Annotated in this window: 12 protein-coding genes; 5 read left to right on the top strand and 7 right to left on the bottom strand. The window is 76.0% G+C overall.

All coding sequences use genetic code 11. The features are described from left to right. Positions 1-41 precede the first annotated feature (41 nt). From IE265_RS31150 to IE265_RS31165, 4 genes are all read right to left on the bottom strand, one after another. On the bottom strand, positions 42-4,712 hold the full coding sequence (locus tag IE265_RS31150; protein WP_190039092.1) for a hypothetical protein: 4,671 nt from the start codon (positions 4,710-4,712) through the stop codon (positions 42-44). Between the two features lie 115 nt (positions 4,713-4,827). Next, positions 4,828-5,706, bottom strand: a complete 879-nt coding sequence (locus tag IE265_RS31155; RefSeq protein WP_190039093.1) for a hypothetical protein — start codon at positions 5,704-5,706, stop codon at positions 4,828-4,830. Between the two features lie 571 nt (positions 5,707-6,277). Beyond that, on the bottom strand, positions 6,278-7,795 hold the full coding sequence (locus IE265_RS31160) for a hypothetical protein (protein WP_190039094.1): 1,518 nt from the start codon (positions 7,793-7,795) through the stop codon (positions 6,278-6,280). 885 nt (positions 7,796-8,680) lie between these two features. Further along, on the bottom strand, positions 8,681-9,376 hold the full coding sequence (locus IE265_RS31165; RefSeq protein WP_190039095.1) for a GntR family transcriptional regulator: 696 nt from the start codon (positions 9,374-9,376) through the stop codon (positions 8,681-8,683). Between the two features lie 459 nt (positions 9,377-9,835). Between IE265_RS31165 and IE265_RS31170 the strand changes: the two genes are divergently transcribed. From IE265_RS31170 to IE265_RS31190, 5 genes are read left to right on the top strand one after another with little or no spacing between them, the layout of a single operon-like run. Beyond that, positions 9,836-11,155, top strand: coding sequence for an MFS transporter (locus IE265_RS31170; RefSeq protein WP_190039096.1), 1,320 nt, complete (start codon positions 9,836-9,838; stop codon positions 11,153-11,155). Then, positions 11,152-11,973 carry a putative hydro-lyase gene (locus IE265_RS31175; RefSeq protein ID WP_190039097.1) on the top strand — a complete coding sequence of 274 codons (822 nt, stop codon included), beginning with the start codon at positions 11,152-11,154 and terminating at the stop codon, positions 11,971-11,973. The genes IE265_RS31170 and IE265_RS31175 overlap by 4 nt, the downstream gene beginning before the upstream one ends. A 19-nt stretch (positions 11,974-11,992) precedes the next feature. Then, complete coding sequence (locus IE265_RS31180; RefSeq protein ID WP_190039098.1) at positions 11,993-12,751, top strand: LamB/YcsF family protein; 759 nt, start codon at positions 11,993-11,995, stop codon at positions 12,749-12,751. Beyond that, positions 12,748-13,371 (top strand): 5-oxoprolinase subunit B family protein, encoded by a 624-nt coding sequence (locus tag IE265_RS31185; protein WP_190039099.1) that lies wholly within the window; start codon positions 12,748-12,750, stop codon positions 13,369-13,371. Before IE265_RS31180 ends, IE265_RS31185 begins: the two co-directional genes overlap by 4 nt. Next, complete coding sequence (locus tag IE265_RS31190; protein WP_190039100.1) at positions 13,371-14,243, top strand: 5-oxoprolinase subunit C family protein; 873 nt, start codon at positions 13,371-13,373, stop codon at positions 14,241-14,243. Before IE265_RS31185 ends, IE265_RS31190 begins: the two co-directional genes overlap by 1 nt. 418 nt (positions 14,244-14,661) lie before the next feature. Here IE265_RS31190 and IE265_RS31195 read toward each other — a convergent pair whose 3' ends face one another. Genes IE265_RS31195 through IE265_RS31205 form a run of 3 tightly spaced genes read right to left on the bottom strand, consistent with a single transcriptional unit; the run spans position 14,662 to position 17,866 of the window. Further along, the gene (locus tag IE265_RS31195; protein WP_190039101.1) at positions 14,662-15,555 is read right to left on the bottom strand and encodes an SGNH/GDSL hydrolase family protein; all 894 of its coding nucleotides are present in this window, start codon (positions 15,553-15,555) and stop codon (positions 14,662-14,664) included. Further along, complete coding sequence (locus IE265_RS31200) at positions 15,552-16,745, bottom strand: glycosyltransferase (protein WP_190039102.1); 1,194 nt, start codon at positions 16,743-16,745, stop codon at positions 15,552-15,554. The genes IE265_RS31195 and IE265_RS31200 overlap by 4 nt, the downstream gene beginning before the upstream one ends. After that, the gene (locus IE265_RS31205; RefSeq protein WP_190039103.1) at positions 16,742-17,866 is read right to left on the bottom strand and encodes a glycosyltransferase family 4 protein; all 1,125 of its coding nucleotides are present in this window, start codon (positions 17,864-17,866) and stop codon (positions 16,742-16,744) included. Before IE265_RS31205 ends, IE265_RS31200 begins: the two co-directional genes overlap by 4 nt. Positions 17,867-17,922 lie beyond the last annotated feature (56 nt).

Genomic DNA, 17,922 nt, shown 5'->3' on the forward strand with positions numbered 1-17,922 from the left:
CGCGGCGACCGTGACGCGCCGCGCGGCTTCCCGACATCCCGTCAGGCGGAGTGCGGCGCGGGCCGCTTGTACATCCTCGTCGCCGTGATCTCGCTGTGCACCGCGTCCCCCTCACCGGCCGGGCCCTGCTGCGGCAGCCCCGGCCGCAGGTGCTCCTCCACGCTGATGTACTTCAGCCCGGCGCGCAGGTCCGCGTCGTTGCGCAACCGGATCACCAGGGGGAACTCGGCCAGCGCGGTCGTGTCGAAGAGGCCCGTGGTGTAGAGGAGTTGGACTCCGAGGGCGTCGGACACGGCCCGCTGGAGCTCCAGCAGGTACGTGGCGTTGGCGCGCCCGATGGGGTTGTCCAGGAACAGCGTGCCCGCGTGGCGGTGCTTGTCACGGCCCCGGTCGTTGCTGCGCAGGGCCGCCATCGTGCAGTACAGCGCGATGGCGGCGGTGAGGAGCTGGCCGCCCGAGAAGACGTCGCCCATCTGCCCGACGGGGACGCGCTCGGCCCGCAGTACGGCGTCGGGCTTGAGGATCTCGACGGCGATCCCCTTCGGCTGGAGCGCGGCGCTCACACCGCGCAGCAGCAGCGACATCCCGTCGCGGCGCAGGTCGGAGTTCTTCCTGACGGCGGCCCGGGTCGCCTCGTCCACGACCTCGCCCAGCCGCTCCGCGAGCGTGGCCTGGTCGGGCTCCTCGAAGCGGATGCGCAGGAACTCCTGCCCCGACCACTCGCCGAGCCCCTCCGGAAGCCGGGAGAGCCGCTGGGCCGAGCGCAGGGTGGCGAGCGAGGACTCCACGAGTCCGCGCAGCCGGTCCACGATCGAGTCGCGGTTGCGCTCCAGTTGCGCCAACTCGTCGGTGAGGACGCGCAGCCGGGGCGCGAAGGCGTCCGCCCACTTCTGCGCGTGCTCGGGCAGCGCGGACGCGGGGAGTTCGCGGATCTGCTGGCGCGCCGGGGTGCGGACCTGCTCGTAGCGCGTGGAGTTGGCGTGCCGTACGAGGATGTCGCTCGCCTCGCGCACGGCGGACTCGGCGGCGGAGAGGTCGCCGGCGCAGCCGCGCAGGGAGCGGCGGGCCTCGGTGGCGGAGTGGCGGGCCTCCTCCAGGGTGCCGGGGTACGGCTCGGGCTCCTCCTGCTCGTCGTCGGCGTGCTCCCGCAGCAGGTCCCTGAGCAGGGCGGCCGTCTCGTCGAAGCCGCCGGCCGCGTCCTCGGCGGCGCGATGGGCGCCGAGGAGCTCGGCGTGGGCCGCGCGGGCCCGGTCCAACGCGTCGGTGCGGGAGGCGAGTTCGCCGGTGGCGGTGCGCAGCAGGCTCTGGGCGTGCTCGGCGTCGCGCGGCACCAGGTCCTCGGGCAGTCCGGTGTGCGCCTCGCCGTCCCCGGGTGCGTGCCGCTCGGCCTCGCCGCGCAGCCGTCCGAGCTGCTCGCTCGCGGTGGAGACACGGGTCTCGATGAGCTGGACCAGTTCCTCGGCCCGGGCGGCGGCGGCCTGCCGGGACGGTCCGTCGGAGCCGCCGGTGGACTCCAGGAGCTGGGCGGCGCGGGTGCGGACCTTGTTGCTGAGCCGGTCCAGTTCGGCGAGTGCCGCGCTCTCGTCGCTCTCGGCACGGGCCTGTTCGGCGCGCAGGTCGGCGCCGACGCCGACCTTCTCGTAGAGCTGGGAGGCGGCGCGGTACGCCTCGCGGAGGGCGGGCAGCGACGTCCTCGCGGCGGCCGGGTCCTCCTGCGGCACGTCGTCGGGGGCGCCCGCGATCTCCGCCCGCTCGGCGCGCAGCGCGCGGGCGGTGCGGCGGGCGTCGTCGGCGGCGCGCTGGGTGCCGCGACGGTCCTCGTCGGCGGCGCGGGCGTGCTCCAGGCAGGACTGGGCGCGGGCCTCCGACTCGGCGGCCTCGTCGGCGAGTTCCCTGAGCCTGACCTGCCAACCGGCCCGTTCGCGCAGCCGGAAGGCGAGTCCGGCGAGCGCGTCGGCCGCGCGCCGCGCCCGCTGTGCCGCCTCCTGCCGGTCGTCGCGTACGAGGGCCGCCTCGGCCGCCGACTCGTCCGCCTCGGCGCGGACCGTGCGCGCCTCGGCGAGCTCGGCCTCGGCCTCCTCGGCGAATCCGCGCGCGTCGTGGGCCGCGGCGGCCAGTTCGGTGAGCCGGCCGGCCGGGCAGCCCGTGCGCCAGGACGAGAGCCGGGCCGCCAGCTCCCGGTCCTTGGCGAGCCGGGCCGCCGACTCGCGGATCTCCTCGTCGCGTTCGGCGGCGCGTGCGCGCAGGGCCCGCCGCTCCTCGTCGGCGGCGTGCTCGTCGTGCATGGCCGGGTTCGGCGGGACGAGGAACACGTCCCCCTCTCCGGCACCGGGGGCCGGGGTCGGGGCGAGCAGCGCGGCGGCCGTGCCGACGGCGACGGCGGAGCGCGGCAGGAGGGCCGCGTCGTGCAGGGCCTCGCGCGCGCGGGCGTGCGTGCCGGGGTCCGTGATGATCACGCCGTCGACCAGCTCGGGCCGCGCGGCCAGGACGCGCGCGTGGTCGACCGGGTCGACGGCCTGGGCGAGGTAGCGCCAGCCGGGCAGCGCGGGGATGCCGTGCTCGCCCAGGTACTCGACGGTGGCCAGGACGTCGGGGCCGGGGGGCAGCAGCCCGCCGTCACCGAGCGCGCCGAGGATCCGGGCGTCGTCGGCCGCCCCGGTCCGCAGGTCGAAGAGCAGCCGCTCGGCGGAGGACACCGAGCCGTCGAGGAGTTCCCGCAACTCGTCGGCGTAGTGGTCCAGTTCCTCGGCAGACAGCGGCGCCTCGCCCTCCGGCCGGGCCTCACGGCCCGTGCCCCGGGGCGCCCCGTCGCCGGAGGCCGCCCCCGTGCCCCGTGCGGGCCGCGGCGGTCCCGTACGCGCGCCGGCGCCGGGCAGGCTGAGCAGTTCCGCCAGTCGCTCCTCCGTCGCCAGTGCCTCCGCGGTGCGCCGCTCCGCGTCGTGGGCGCGGTCGGCGGCCGTCGCGGCATCGGCGGCGCGGGCGGCCGTGAGTTCGGCGCGGGACTCGGCCGAGGCCGCCTCCCTGGCGTGCTCCGCCGTGCGGCGGGACGCCTCGCGGGCGGTGTCCCAGGCCGCGACGGCGCTCTTCTCGGCGTCGCTGGCCGCGAGCGCGGCACGGGCCGGGTCCGCGTCGGGGGCGCTGTCGTCGAGCCATCCGGCGCGTACCGCCTCGGCCGTCTCCTGCTCCACCTCGCCCAGGCGCTGGCGCAGGTGGCCGGCCTCACTGCGGGCGCGCTGCGCCTCGGTGGCGGCGGACGTCGCGTCCCGGTGGGCGGCCTCTCCGGCCTCCTGGAGCGCGGCGGACCGCTCCTCCTCCTCGTTGGCGACCGCCTCGGCCCCCTCGGCCGCGGCGTGCAGCGCCCGTACGAGGTCGACGGCGGCCTTCGCCCGGGCGGCGAACGCGGGCGCGGCGTCCCGTTCGGCCTCCAGGATCGCGGCGGCCACCCGTGCGGAGCGGTCGGCGGCCGCACGATGCCGCAGCACCACCTCGGCCGCCTGCCAGGCCGCGTGCAGGGTGCGCGCGTCGGCGAGTTCGCGCTTCTGCGCGGCCGCGCCCCTCTCCGCCGCGGCGAGCGCCAACGAGGCGTGCCGGTAGGCGAGTTCGGAGGCGATCAGGGCACTTCGGCTCCGGGACTCGTCCGCCTCGGTGACCCGGTGGGCGGCGGTGGTGACCTGCTGGGCCAGGTCGCCGGTGCGCCCCCGTTCCAGGGCGGCGCGCGCGGACAGGCGGCGGGCCAGTGTGCGGGTGCGCCGCTCGGCGGCGGTGTGGACGTCACGTGCGCGGGAACGGGTCCCGGCCGCGTCCACGATCCGTCCGAGGAGGTCGACGGAGCCGGCGGTGAACTCCCGCTCGGCGATCAGCTCGGCCCGCCGCCCGAGTTTGTTGCCGAAGCCGCCGACGAGGTCGGCGAGTCCGTCGGTGTCGCGGGTGTCGGTGACCGCGCGCAGCAGCAGGTCGGTGAAGTCGGAGTCCTTCTTGACCGCGAAGAGACCGGCGGCCTCGCCCTCGTCGGCGTTCATCTCCCGCTGGTAGCGGAAGAGTTCGGGGTCCAGTCCGAGGTCGCCCAGGTGCTCGTTCCAGCGGTCGTGGATCTCCTCCCAGTGCACTTCGAGGTGCGGGTACGCCTTGCCCGCGTCGGTGATCGCGTCCCGGAAGCCCTTCATGGTGCGCCGCCGCCCGCGCGCGCCGGAGACGCCCTCGGCGGGCGGGCGGACGGAGGTGGCCTCGGCGACCGGCAGGTTGTCCAGGCTCAGCCCGGGGCCGGGGCGGAAGGAGTACCAGGCCTCGGCGAACTTGCGGGGGTCGTTGGACACCTGGCGGCCCCGCCACTCGCTGGCCTTGCCGACCACGACGCATTCGCCGGTGAGGGTGTGCTGCCATTCCAGGGCGACGTGCCCGCAGTCGTCGGCGAGCAGGAACTTGCGCAGCACGCCGGAGCTGGCGCCGCCGAGGGTGTTGCGGTGGCCGGGCAGCATGACCGAGAAGATCAGCTTGAGCAGGACGGACTTGCCGCCGCCGTTCTCCAGGAAGAGCACGCCGGCGGGGGCGGGCCTGCGCGGCGGCCCGACGGGCTCCTCCTCGAAGAACTCCGCCTGCGTGGGCGCGGGGTCGGGCACCGGCTGCCCCACGCCCCGCAGGTCCAGCACGGTGTCGGCGTAGCGCGCACCGGCCGGCCCGATGGAGTAGAGGCGGATCCGGGACAGCTCGTACATGGCGGCGGGCTTTCGTCGTGAGTCGAGTCGGGAAGGGAGGGGAGGTACCGGGGGGGGCGGCGGGACGGGGGCGGGGCGGCTGGGGCAGGAACGTGCGGGACGAGCCGGGAAGGAGTCAGGAGTGGAACGGCAGTCCGGCGTCGGCGGCCAGTTCCAGGTCGTCGGACTCCTCTGCGGGCAGCAGGCTCGCGGTGCCGTCGGTGACGGGTACGACGCCCAGTTCCAGCAGCTCGGCCATCGCGGCGCTGCCGGCCATGTCCCGCACCTGGAGCTGGTAGCGGGCGGTGGTCCGGTACGTCCCCCCGGCCTCGTCACCGGTGCGCTGGAGGAAGCCGGAGTCGGTCAGGAACGCCACGGCCTTGCCGACGATGCCGGTGGTGGAGCCGGCGAGTCTGCGCGCGTCCTTGGTGGCGCCGGTGGAACTGCGCCGTGCCCAGATCCGCCAGGCGGCCTCCAGGTCGGGGGCGTCGGTGGCGGGGTCGGTGTTGCGTCCCTGCTCGTCGGCGCGCTCCTCCAGGCGCCGGCAGGCCTGGCGGACGAACGCGTCGACGCCGTTGACGGAGACCCGGCCGATGTATCCGTCGTCCGCGAGGTCCTCGGGCCGCGGGAAGGCGAGGGCGGCGACGGCGAGATGGGCGAGTCCGTGCAGGAAGCGGTCGCCCGAGTCGGTGGACGCCCGGCGAGCGTAGTCCCCCATGCGCACGGCGAACACCGAGTCCTCGGCCGCGGTCACGGCCATCCCCGCACGCGGGGACACCTCCAGGACGACCAGGCCGAGGCCGGTTGCCACGGCGTCGGCGAGTCTGGCGAAGGGCGGGTCCTCGCGGTAGCGCCGCAGCAGCTCGGCGTACTCCTGGTCACGGGCGGGCTGCAGCTTCGGCTGGAGTCCGAAGGCGACGAGCCGCGCGGCGTCGGCTGCGTCGGCGGGGGTGACGGCGGCGGGCGCCGACGCGGCCGGGGCGTCCGGCTCACTCCACTCGACGTGCTCGGTCACTGGCGGGGCTCCTTGGTCTGGGATACGGGGGCGGGGGTGGCCCGCAGCGGGACGGGGCCGGGCGTGGCCTGGCCGTGCGGGGGCCGGGGGTACGGAAGGCGGGGATGCGGGGCCCGGAGGTGCCGGGGCCGCAGGTGCCGGGCGCCCGGTACCGGGGCCTGCCGCGGGCCGGGGACGACGGGGGCCGTTCGGCGCCCCGGACGAACCGGGCTGCCCGGGCTGCCCGCACCGTAAGGGCCGCCACGACGGCCCGGGCGTCCCGGACCTGGCAGCCCGAGCGGCCGTGCCGTGCCGGCGCGGCAGGTCCGGTGGGGTCCGCGGGCGGAAAAGGGTCCGCGGGCCCCGCATGGTCCGCCGACCGTACGAAGTCCGCCAGGCGTGCGCGGTCCGCAGGCCGTCCGGGGCCCGCCCGCCGTCCGGGGACGACCGACCGTACGAAGTGCGCCAGGCGTGCACGGTGCGACGGGCGCGAGAGGTCCGGGTGGCGCGAGAGGTCCGGAGGGCGCGTGCGGTGGGCGGGCCGATCGGGGGCCGCGCACCACGAGGGTCCGTGCCTGGTCGGGTGCGGCGCTCACGACCTGCTCGCCGCCATCCCCGCAGCGTCCAGCAGTGCCATGCCCACTATGAGGTCCGCCCCGCCGAACTCCGGGTCGTCCAGTTCGGTTCCGTCGTCCACGGCGAACAACAGCCGCTCCTCGCCCTGCCGGTAGGCGGTGCCGACGGGCGGGCTGGCCGCGTGGACGGCCAGCAGGGCGACGAGGTAGGGCAGTTCGGGGTCGCTGCGGCGCGCCTCGGCGAGCAGTCCCGACAGCCGGCGCGGGGCGTCGGCGGGCAGGTCGAGCAGCTCCATGGCGCTCGCGAGCTGCTCCTCGCTGAAGCGGCTGTCGTCCGGTGTGGCGATCAGGTCCGGCTCGGGCATCTCCGCCCCCAGGTGCTCGCGCTCCAGCGGCGGCGTCAGGAGTATCTCGACGAGGTCCGCGACCCGTACCGACACCGGCGTGCGCAGCCCGGTCCCGTGCGCGAAGAACGCGTCCGTCACCCGCAGGGCCTCAGCCACGGGCAGCGGCAGCACAGGCGCGACGAGGTGTCCGTACAGATCGATCCCCGAGGTGGTCATCGGGGTGGCGAAGGCCTGCCGGTCCTGCTCCGCCCGGAACAGCGGTCCGGCCTCCAGGAGCCTGGACTGCAACTGCGTGTGGCGGCGGATGCAGTCCTTGACGATGTCGACCAGTTCGGCGGCCCGGCGCTTCTGCTCGGGGTCCTCGGACTCGTCCCGCGCCTTGCGGATGTTGGTGAGGATCGCGTTCTCGTGGCGGTACCGGTCGGCCACGTGGTCGAGGGCCTCGGCGATCATGTCGGGCACGGCCTGAAGCCAGTCCACCGCCCGGACGTTGCGCCGGGTCGCGTCGAGCGCCCTGCGGAGGGTCTCCGAGTACTGCACGGTCCGGTACCGGGCCTGCTCGGCGGCGAGTTGGGCGTCCGCGAGGCGGCCGCGGCTGATCAGCACCTCCAGCTTGACCTCGGCGGCGATCTGCGCACTGGTGACGTCGGTGTCGAGGGCGCCGACGAGGACGTTGACCGCCTCGTCCGTCGTGCGCAGGTAGACGGTCCCGCCATAGCCCGGGACCTCCTCGATGAGCTTGAAGTCGTAGTCGCGTCGCACGTACGAGCCGTCGGGCGCGAACGTGCCGTAGACGGCGCGGAAGCCCCGGTCGACACTGCCGACGTTGATCAGGTTCTCCAGGACCCAGCGGGCCACGCGCTCGTGCTCGGCGACGGGGCGGCCGGGGGCCTGGGCGGCGATGCGCGGGATGAGCCTCGCCACTATCTGGTCGTGATCGGCGCCCGTGTCGAAGTCCATGTTCAGTGTGACGAGGTCGATGGCGGAGAGCGCCACTTCCGCCATGCCGTACACCGAGTACTCGCCCGCCAGGTTCGCCTTGCGCACGTCCAGGTCGTGCAGCGGCGCGGTGCACGCGAGCGCGCGCAGCCGCCGCGCCAGCCCCTCGTCGGCGGCCGGGCCCGGCGCGGGCCGCGGTCCCGCGCTGAGCTGGGGCGGAACGCTGTCCGTCGATGCAGGCGAAGTCACGGTGCACAGACTAGGTCCTCGGTCCGACAACGGTCGAAACGACGCAGAAGCGACCGGCGGCCCCGGCACCCCGGTCCCGGCCCGGTCGCCCCTGCCCCGCAGGCCCCGCGGGCCGGGGTCCGCGCGACGGCCCCGGCGGCCCCGGGAACCCCTGCCGGGGCGGACCCGTACGACCCCGCGCCGCGCGGCCGGCCGACCCGGGCCGGGAGCGGCGCCACCGCGACGGCCCGCGGAGCAAGCGGAGCAGAGGCGCAGAGGCGCAGGCGTCGCGAACCACCCGGTTCCGGCGCAGCGGGCGCCTGGAGCCCGTGGACCGGTCGGACGGCCGGCGGCAGCACGGCCGGAAGGCCGGCGGACACAGCCGGCGACCGGTGGCGGAGCGGTGGCGGCGCACGACGAGCAGCGGGCGGCCAGGGGCGAGCGCCCTGCGGCCCGGGTGGCACCCGTGACGGTCGACGAGCCCGTCCCGCGGGCCGCGCCGGATCGGCGCCCACCGCCGAACACGGCCCGAGCCCTCGTACCGGACGGGGAGAGCCGCCTCGTGCCGGACACGAAGGCGAAGGCGGAGGCGGAGGGCGGACCCCGTACCCGGCGCGGATACGGCGAACCGCCCCCGTACCGAGCACGAAGGCGGAGGACCGGCCTCGTGCCGGACACGGAGACGGAGGGCCGCCCCCGAACCGGCCACGGAACCGGGGCGGCACCTCAGCCCTCGCCGGGGGGCGCGTTCAAGCCGTCCGGCACCGCCGCGAGGCGCCGCAGCCGTCGCCGCACGCCCACCGGGACGGGCCGGGCGCCCACCGGGACGGCGGACGCGTCCGCCGGGACGGGGCCGGGCCCCACCGGGACGGGGGAGGCGTCCCCCGAGGGCGCGCGGGACGCGCGTCAGCCCCGTCCCTCCGCCATCCTGCGCCCGTAGACCTCCACGACCCTGCGGCGGGAGTCGTCGAGGTACGCGGCGAGCAGCCTCTCGGCCTCCTGCCGGTCGCCGCCGCGGAGCGCGTCGACGATCGCGCCGTTGCGCGCGAGGTACGGCTCGTGCAGCCGCCGCGGATCGTCCACGAGGTGGAAGGCGAGCCGCAGTTCGGCGAAGACGCTGCGCATCAGCTCGTCGGTGCGGGCACTGCCGGCCAGCGCCACCAGTTCGCGGTGGAAGTGGATGTTGGCGGTGCCCAGTGCCTTCCAGTCGGATTCGCGGGTCGCCCGCCGCCCCTCCTCGACGGCCGCGGCGAGAGCGTCCACGGCGTAGGGCGGGGCGCCGAGCCCTCGTACGACGGCGCACTCCACCAGGGCGCGGGTGCGGTAGATGTCCTCGACGTCCTCGACGGTCAGGACCCGCACGAAGACACCGCGGTTCAACTCGTGGACCAGCAGGCGCTCGTGCGTGAGCAGCCGGAACGCCTCCCGCAGCGTGTTGCGCGAGACCCCGAGCGCGCCTGCGATGCCGTCCTCGGACAGCCGCGTGCCCGGCGGGAAGTACCCCTCGGCGATCCGGGTCCTGAGGATGTCCGAGACCCGCTCGGCGGTGCTGGTGCGGCCCAGCAGCGCGCGGTCGTCCGCCAGTCCGTTCAGTTCGGCCACGCCCGGATTCAACCGCAGACCCAAGAACGAGACAACACGGGTATTGAAGGATCGTTCAACGATCCTCTACCTTGCTTGTCAGGCGCCGGTCATTCGTACCGGAACCCCCGGCGCCCGTACGGCACTTCCCGCTCCGGCACGGCACCTTCCGCACCACCGCCCGGCGCTCCCGGGACTCCGGTCCTCCCGGGACTCCGGTACTCCGGTACTCCTGGGACTCCGGCCCCGCCGGCACGTCGGGCAAGGCACCACCCACACGTCCACGCGGCGTCCCCACACGTCCGCACCGCCCAGGCCGGGCTTCTTCGGCCGCTCCGCACCGCCCGGGCCGGGCATCTCCGGCCGCTCCGCGCGGCCGGCACCCCGGCGCTCCGCTCCGGACGGACCCGTCCCTTCCCGTCCTTCAGCACGGCACGGCTCACTTCCAGCACCCTCCCGTCCCTCATCTGCGAGGTGCCCATGAGCACGACCCCTCCACCGCAGGCCCTGACCACGGACGAGCGCCACCATCCGGGCGAACACACAGAGGACGACGGCGCGTTCGCCTGGCTGCGGGCCCTCGGCCCGCGCGGCCGGCGCGCCTTCGGCGGCGCGTTCGGCGGCTACGCGCTGGACTCGTACGACTACTTCACGCTGCCGCTGAGCATGGTGGCCCTGGCTGCGTACTTCGGTCTCAGCAGCGGCCAGACCGGGCTGTTCACGACGGTCACGCTCGTCGTGTCCGCGATCGGCGGCGCCGCCGCGGCCGTGATCGCGGACCGGATCGGCCGCGTCAAGGCCCTGATGATCACCATCGTCACCTACGCGGTCTTCACCGTGGCCTGCGGTTTCGCGCCCAACTACGAGACGCTGCTGGTCTTCCGGGCCCTCCAGGGCCTCGGCTTCGGCGGCGAGTGGGCGGTGGGCGCGATCCTGGTCGCCGAGTACGCGAGTCCCCGGCACCGGGGCCGCACCCTCGGCGCGATCCAGAGCTCCTGGGCCGTCGGCTGGGGTCTGGCCGTGGTCGTCTACACGCTGGTCTTCCAGTTCCTGGACGACGACATCGCCTGGCGCGTGATGTTCTGGACCGGAGCGCTGCCCGCGCTGCTCGTCGTGTGGGTGCGCCGCCAGGTGCGGGACGCCCCGGAGGCGGCCGAGGCGCGCAGGCGCAACCCGGAGCGGGGCTCGTTCGCGGCGATCTTCCGGCGGGGCACGGCCGCGGAGCCCGGACTGCTGCGGACCACGCTCTTCGCGGTTTTGCTCTCCACCGGCGTCCAGGGCGGCTACTACACGCTGGCGACCTGGGTCCCGACCTATCTGAAGACGGACCGCGGACTGTCCGTCGTCGGTACGGGCGGCTATCTGACGTTCCTGATCTCGGGCGCCTTCATCGGCTATCTGACCGGCGGGCTGCTCACCGACAAGCTGGGCCGCAAGCGCAACATCCTGCTCTTCGCGGTCCTTTCGGCGGTCTGCATCCTGGCCTACTCGAACATCCCGAGCGGCGCCGACACCCTCGTCCTCGTGCTCGGCTTCCCGCTCGGCTTCTGCATGTCGGCGATCTTCAGCGGCTTCGGCTCGTTCCTCAGCGAGCTGTACCCGACGGCGGTGCGCGGCACGGGGCAGGGCTTCACGTACAACACAGGCCGTGCCGTGGGCGCGGTCTTCCCGACCCTGGTGGGCTTCCTGGCCGACAGCTGGGGCGTCGGGGGCGCGCTGGTCTTCGGCGCGATCGGATACGGTCTCGCGGCACTGGCCCTGCTCGGCCTGCCGGAGACGCGTGGGAAGGAGCTCCTGTGAACCGCACACAGCACCGGCCGCCCGACCCGGCCGTCGAACAGGCCGACGCCTGGAGCCCGTTCGAGGCGCGCGCGCGGTTCCGCGCGGGCCTGTCGGGTCCCACCGCGGGCTTCGCGGCGGGGCACACCCAGGCGAACCTGGTCTCGGTGCCGGCCGACTGGGCGTACGACATGCTCCTGTTCTGCCAGCGCAATCCGAAGCCCTGCCCCGTACTCGACGTCACGGACGCCGGCTCCTGGACGACGGTGCTCGCGGACGGCGCCGACCTGCGCACCGACCTTCCGCGCTACCGGGTTTGGGAGCACGGGGAGTTGGTCGAGGAGCCGACGGACGTGGTGTCCCACTGGCGCGGTGATCTCGTGTCGTTCCTCATCGGCTGCAGCTTCACCTTCGAGTGGGCGCTGACCGAGGCCGGCGTACCGATGCGCCACATCGAGCAGGGCCGCAACGTCTCCATGTACGTGACCAGCCGTCAGTGCCGGCCGGCGGGACGGCTGCACGGGCCGATGGTCGTGTCGATGCGGCCCGTGCCGCCCCAGCACGTGGCCACCGCGATCCGGGAGACCGGTCTGCTGCCCGCCGTGCACGGCGGCCCGGTGTACTGCGGCGATCCGGGCGGCCTCGGCATCGAGGACCTCGGGCGGCCGGACTTCGGCGACCCCGTGGTGCCCGAGCCGGACGACATCCCGGTGTTCTGGGCCTGCGGGGTGACCCCGCAGGCGGCGGTGATGGCCTCGCGTCCGCCGTTCGCGATCACCCACGCGCCGGGCCGGATGTTCATCACCGACGCCCGCGACGAGCAGTACCGCGTCGCCTGACCGGAGGAACGGACACTCCATGACCTCGATCGACCTGAACGCCGACCTGGGCGAGGGGTTCGGCCGCTGGCGTCTGACCGACGACGAGCAACTGCTGTCCGTGGTCACGAGCGCCAACGTCGCCTGCGGTTTCCACGCGGGGGACGCCGCCACCATGCGGCGGGTGTGCGAACAGGCCGCCGAGCGCGGTGTACGGATCGGCGCCCAGGTCTCGTACCGGGACCTGGCGGGCTTCGGGCGGCGGGCGATGGACGTGCCGTCCGACGAACTGTCGGCCGAAGTGGCGTACCAGATCGGCGCGTTGACGGTGTTCGCGCGGGCGGCGGGGGCGGACGTGGCGTACGTCAAACCGCACGGCGCGCTCTACAACCGTGTCGTGCGCGACGAGGAGCAGGCCGCGGCGGTCGTCGAGGGGGTGCTCCTCGCGGGCGCCGCGCTCCCGGTGCTCGGGCTGCCCGGCTCGCGGCTGCTCGACCTGGCGGGCGGGGCCGGACTCCCGATCGTCACCGAGGCGTTCGCGGACCGCGCGTACACCGCCGAGGGCACGCTCGTGCCGCGCGGCCGGGAGGGCGCGGTGCTCACGGGGCCGGAGGCAGTGGTGGAGCGCGCCGTGGGCCTGGCCGTGTCGGGCGTCGTCGCCTCCCACTGCGGGCGGGACATCGCGGTGCGCGCCCGCTCCCTGTGCCTGCACGGGGACACGCCCGGCGCGGTGGATCTGGCCCGCCGGGTGCGCGCGGGGCTGGAGTCGTCGGGTGTACGGGTGGAGGCGTTCGTATGAGGGTGCTGCCGGTCGGCGACCGCGCCCTGCTCGTCGAGGTGGCCGGGGCGCAGGAGGCGCAGGCGCTGCACGCGGAACTGCTGCGCCGCCGCGCGGAGGGCTCCCTGTCGGCGCGCGAGGTGGTCCCCGCCGCGCGCACGGTCCTGCTCGACGGCGTCGACGATCCCGTGGGGGTGGCGGCGCGGCTGAGCGCGGAACCGCTGCCCGCCGTCCCCCCGCCCGTGCGGGAGCCGGTGCGGATACCCGTGCGCTACGACGGCCCCGACCTGGCGGACGTCGCGGCCCACTGGGGCGTGCCCCCCGAGGAGGTGGCGCGTATCCACTCGGCGGCCGAGTTCCGGGTCGCCTTCTGCGGTTTCGCCCCGGGGTTCGGCTATCTGACCGGGCTCCCGGACCGCTACGCCGTACCGCGGCACGCGACCCCGAGGACCGCGGTCCCGGCCGGTTCCGTGGGGCTCGCGGGCCCGTACACCGGGGTGTACCCGCGTTCGTCGCCGGGCGGCTGGCGGCTGATCGGGACGACGGACGCCGTGCTGTGGGACCACGCGCGCGTGCCCGCCGCCCTGCTGTCGCCCGGCACGCCGGTGCGCTTCGTACCGTCCCTGCCGGAGGGGTCCTGATGACGGACCGCGCGCTCGTCGTCGTCAGGGCCGGCGCGCTGACCACGGTCCAGGACCTCGGACGGCCGGGCCACGCGCATCTGGGCGTGCCGCGCTCCGGGGCGCTGGACGGGCCCTCGGCGGCCCTGGTGAACCGGCTCGTCGGCAACCGGCCGGAGGCCGCGGTCCTGGAGACGACCCTGGACGGCTGCGACCTGCGACCGCGTTCGGCGGTCACCGTCGCCGTCGCGGGCGCCCCGTGCCCGGTCTCGGTGGACGGGCGCGCGGTGCCCTGGGGGGCGCCGGTGCGGGTGCCCGCGGGGGCGCGCCTGTCCGTGGGCAGGGCGGTCCTCGGAGTACGCGCCTACGTGGGCGTGTCGGGCGGGGTGGCCGTCGATCCGGTGCTCGGCAGCCGGTCGACGGACCTGCTGTCCGGTCTCGGTCCGCCGCCGCTGGCCGACGGCGTGGTGCTGCCCGTGGGCCGGCCCGACGGCTCCCCCGCGCGCGTGGACGTCGCCGCGCAGCCGGGTCCGCCGGCCGAGCTGGTCCTGCGGGTGACGCCGGGACCGCGCGACGACTGGTTCACGGCGGCGGCCGTACGCACCCTGGTCTCGCGCCCGTACCGGGTCTCGTCGGCGAGCAACCGCATCGGCCTGCGCACCGAGGGGCCGGTCCTGGAACGTGCCCGCGTGGGTGAACTGCCCAGCGAGGGCATGGTGCTGGGAGCCGTGCAGGTGCCTCCGGACGGCAGGCCCGTGGTGTTCCTCGCCGACCACCCGACCACCGGGGGCTACCCGGTGATCGCGGTCGTCCGCGCCGAGGACCTCCCCGCGGCGGCCCAGGCCGCGCCGGGCATCCCCCTGCGCTTCGCGGCCGTGGGCCGCCGCCGCTGACCGGCCCTCCCGGGCCGCCGGTCGACCACTCCGCCCGGTCGTGCGCGAGCGGGCCGCCCGACACCGCCGAACGCGCCGCCCGGATGCCCGACACGGCCGTACGCGCCGCCCGGCTGCCCGGCTGCCCGGCACGGCAGTAGGCACCGCCCGGATGCTCGGCACGGTCGTACTGCGGTCGGCTGCGGCGCGGCAGCCCACGCACCCGACTCACCCGACTCACCCGACTCACCCGACTCACCCGACGGCGCAACGGGCGCCCGGCCGTACGGGCCACGCGGCCACCCCGGCGCGACGCCACCCCGGCGCGACGCCGACCCGGCATCGCGCCGGCCCGGTCGGACACGGTGGCAGCCAACGCCCTTTCAGGGCAGCCCACTTACCCGGCGCTGACCCGGAACGGGCCCGCCAGCGTGGCGGGTCACGCCGTGTCCGGGCCGCGTCGCCCCGCCCACGCGGACGCCGGGCCGGGTACCGGAGCCGTCGCCATCGAGGCGGCCAGGGCCGACGACACCGCGCGGGAGGCGCCGAGGTCGAGGCCCGCGGTGGTCCCCCGGGCCCGGTGACGGACCTCGGAGGCCGCCAGGGAGAGGAGTTGGGGCAGCAGGTCGGTGCAGCGGCGGGCCACCCAGCCCGTCCCGGCGGTGGCCAGCCACCACAGGCTCGCCGGCCGGGTGGGCCCGGGCGACCCCGGCTCCGCGGACGGCGGCGCGCCGGTCGCGGCCCCCGCGTCCGCGAGCAACCGGTGGAAGCGGACGGCGAGTTGACGGTGCCCGCGTTCCCCCGGGTGCAGCCGGTCCGCGCTCCACATCGACCGGTCGGTGACCCAGTCCCCCTCCGCGGCGTGCAGGTGGACGGCCCCGTACCGCTCGGAGAGGGCGTGCACGATCGTGTTCACCGCCCGCTGGCGCCTGGCGAGGGGCCCGGCCAGCGCCCCGGGCAGGCCCAGCATCGCGCCGGGGTCGGGCAGGCAGGCGGTGAGCAGGAGCGCGCCCTGCCCGGTGACCGCCGCGTACACCCGGTCGAGCCGCTCCGCGACGGAGCGGACGTCGAAGGTCCGGCGCAGGGTGTCGTTCACACCGACGACGACGGAGACGAGGTCGGGCCGTACGGCCAGCACGGCGGGTGTCTGGAGTTCCAGCACGTCACGCGTCTGGGCGCCGCCGACCGCGAGGTTGATCAACTCCACCGGCGCCCCGGCCGGGGCGAGTCCGGCGGCGAGCAGTTCGGCCCAGCCGCGCCACCGCCCGTCCACGGGATCCCCCACCCCTTCGGTGAGGGAGTCGCCGAGCGCCACGAACCGGACGGGTCTCATCCGACACCCTCCGGTGTCCGCCGCGCCGGGGCGGCGGCCGGGGCCGGGCCGGGCCGCGGCACTCGGAGGTCCGCGTCGTGGGCGGCGAGGAACGCCCCGACGGCCGCCGGCCAGCCGAACCGGGCGGCACGCGCGCGTGCCGCCGCCCGCCGCTCGCCCTCGGGGCGCGCGAGGAGCGTCTCCACGGCCGCCGCGAACGCCCGCCCGGTGTCCGCGGCGACGGCCCCGGCGGAGCCGATGACCTCGGGCAGCGCGCTGGAGGCGCTGGCCACGACGGGCGTGCCGCAGGCCATCGCCTCCAGTGCGGCGAGCCCGAAGGTCTCCGCGGGTCCGGGTGCCAGGCACACGTCAGCGGAGGCCTGGAGGCCGCCGAGGTGCGCGCGGTCGGCGACGTGGCCGAGGAAGACGACCGGCAACCGCCGCTCGCGCGCCCGCTGTTCGAGCCGGGGCCGCAGCGGTCCGTCGCCCGCCACGACGAGCACGGCGCGCCTGCCCCCGCGCAGCAGGGCGTCCAGCGCGTCCAGTGCCGTTCCCGGCCGCTTCTCCACGGACAGCCGGGAGCACAGGACGAGCAGCAGTTCGCCGGGGCGCGCGTGGCGGGCGCGCAGCCCCGGGTCGCGCAGCGCCGGGTGCCTGCCCTCCAGGTCGACGCCCAGGGGGGCGCGTACGACGTTGCGTGCTCCGATGCGGACGAACTCGCGCTCCGCGTACTCCGTGGTGCACACGATCCGCGCGTAGTGGTGCGCGGTACGGGTGTTGAGGGTGTCGGAGGCGCGCCGGGCCAGGCCGTCGGGCAGGCCCCAGGTGCGCAGCACCCCGTCGGCGGTCTCGTGGGAGACCATCACGGCGGGCACCCGGGCCCGCCGTGCCCAGACACCCGTCCAGCGCAGGGTCGTGCGGTCGCTGACCTCCAGCCGGTCGGGGGCGAGGGACTCCAGGAGGGCGGCGACCCGGCGCCGGTCGGTGAGGACGCGGTAGCCGCCGGTGGCGGGCAGCAGCGGGCCGGGCAGGGTGATCACCCGTCCCTGTCCGGTCGTTCGGTCCGAGGCGCGGGCGCCGGGCACCACCAGTACGGGTTCGTGTCCGGCCGCCAGGTAGCCGGAGCCGAGTTCGCGCAGCGCGGTGCGCAGTCCGCCCGAGGCGGGAGCGACGAAGTTGGCGAGACGGACGATCCGCAGGGCCCCGCTCATGCCGCCACCACCGGGCGCCGGGCGAGCACGTCGGTGTAGTGGCCGATGAGCTGGTCGCCGACGGCGGCCCAGGTGCGGCCCTCGACGGCGCGCCGGGCCTCGGCGCCGTACTCGGCCCGGATGCCGGGGTCGGCGACGAGTGCCCGCACGGCGTCGCGCACGGCGGTCGCGTCGCGGGGCGGGACGAGCAGTCCGGTCCTTCCGTGGGCGACCAGGTCGAGCGGGCCGCCCGCGGCGGGGGCCACGACGGGCACTCCGCTCGCCATCGCCTCCTGGACGGTCTGGCAGAAGGTCTCGTACGGGCCCGTGTGCACGAAGACGTCCAGTGAGGCGAAGATCCGGGCGAGTTCGCCGCCGGTGCGACGGCCGAGGAATACGGCTCCGGGCAGGGCCTGTCCGAGCCCCGGCAGGCTCGGGCCGTCGCCGACGACGACGAGCCGTACGCCGTCGAGGGAGCACGCCCCGGCGAGCAGTTCGACCTGCTTCTCCGGTGCGAGGCGGCCCACGTAGCCGACGATCGGCTCACCGCCAGGGGCCAGTTCACGGCGCAGCGCGTCGTCCCGGTGCGACGGCCGGAACCGGTCGGTGTCCACTCCGCGCGGCCACAGGCGCACCCGGGGCACGCCGTGTGCCTCCAGGTCGCGCAGTGCCGCGCCCGACGGCGCGAGGGTGAGGTCGGCGGCGGCGTGCACGGACCGGATGCGGCGCCAGGCGGTGGCCTCGCCCGCCCCCATGTACGTACGGGCGTAGCCGGCGAGGTCGGTCTGGTAGACGGCCACGGCGGGTATGCCGAGGCGGCCGGCCGCCGCCATGCCCCGGACGCCGAGGACGAAGGGGCTCGCCAGGTGGACGATGTCGGCACGGTGCGCGGCGATCGCCGCGGCGACGCGTCTGCTGGGGAGGGCGACGCGGACCTGGGGGTAGCCCGGGAGCGGCAGTGAGGGGATTCGGACGACGGGGCACGGCGCGAGGGCGTCGGTCCCGTCCCCCGCCGCGGTGGCGGGGGCGACGACGACGGGGGCGTGACCGCGCTCGACGAGATGCCGGGCGGTCTGGAGCGCGCAGTGGGCCACGCCGTTCACATCGGGGGGAAAGGACTCGGTCACGATGACGACACGCATACCGGTGTTGTCGTCGTCCGGGACGTGGCCGCGTCAACGTGGATCTTTCCGGCCGG

Origin of the sequence: Streptomyces fructofermentans (genome assembly GCF_014651055.1) — a bacterium.
GTDB classification, from domain to species: Bacteria; Actinomycetota; Actinomycetes; order Streptomycetales; family Streptomycetaceae; genus Streptomyces; species Streptomyces fructofermentans.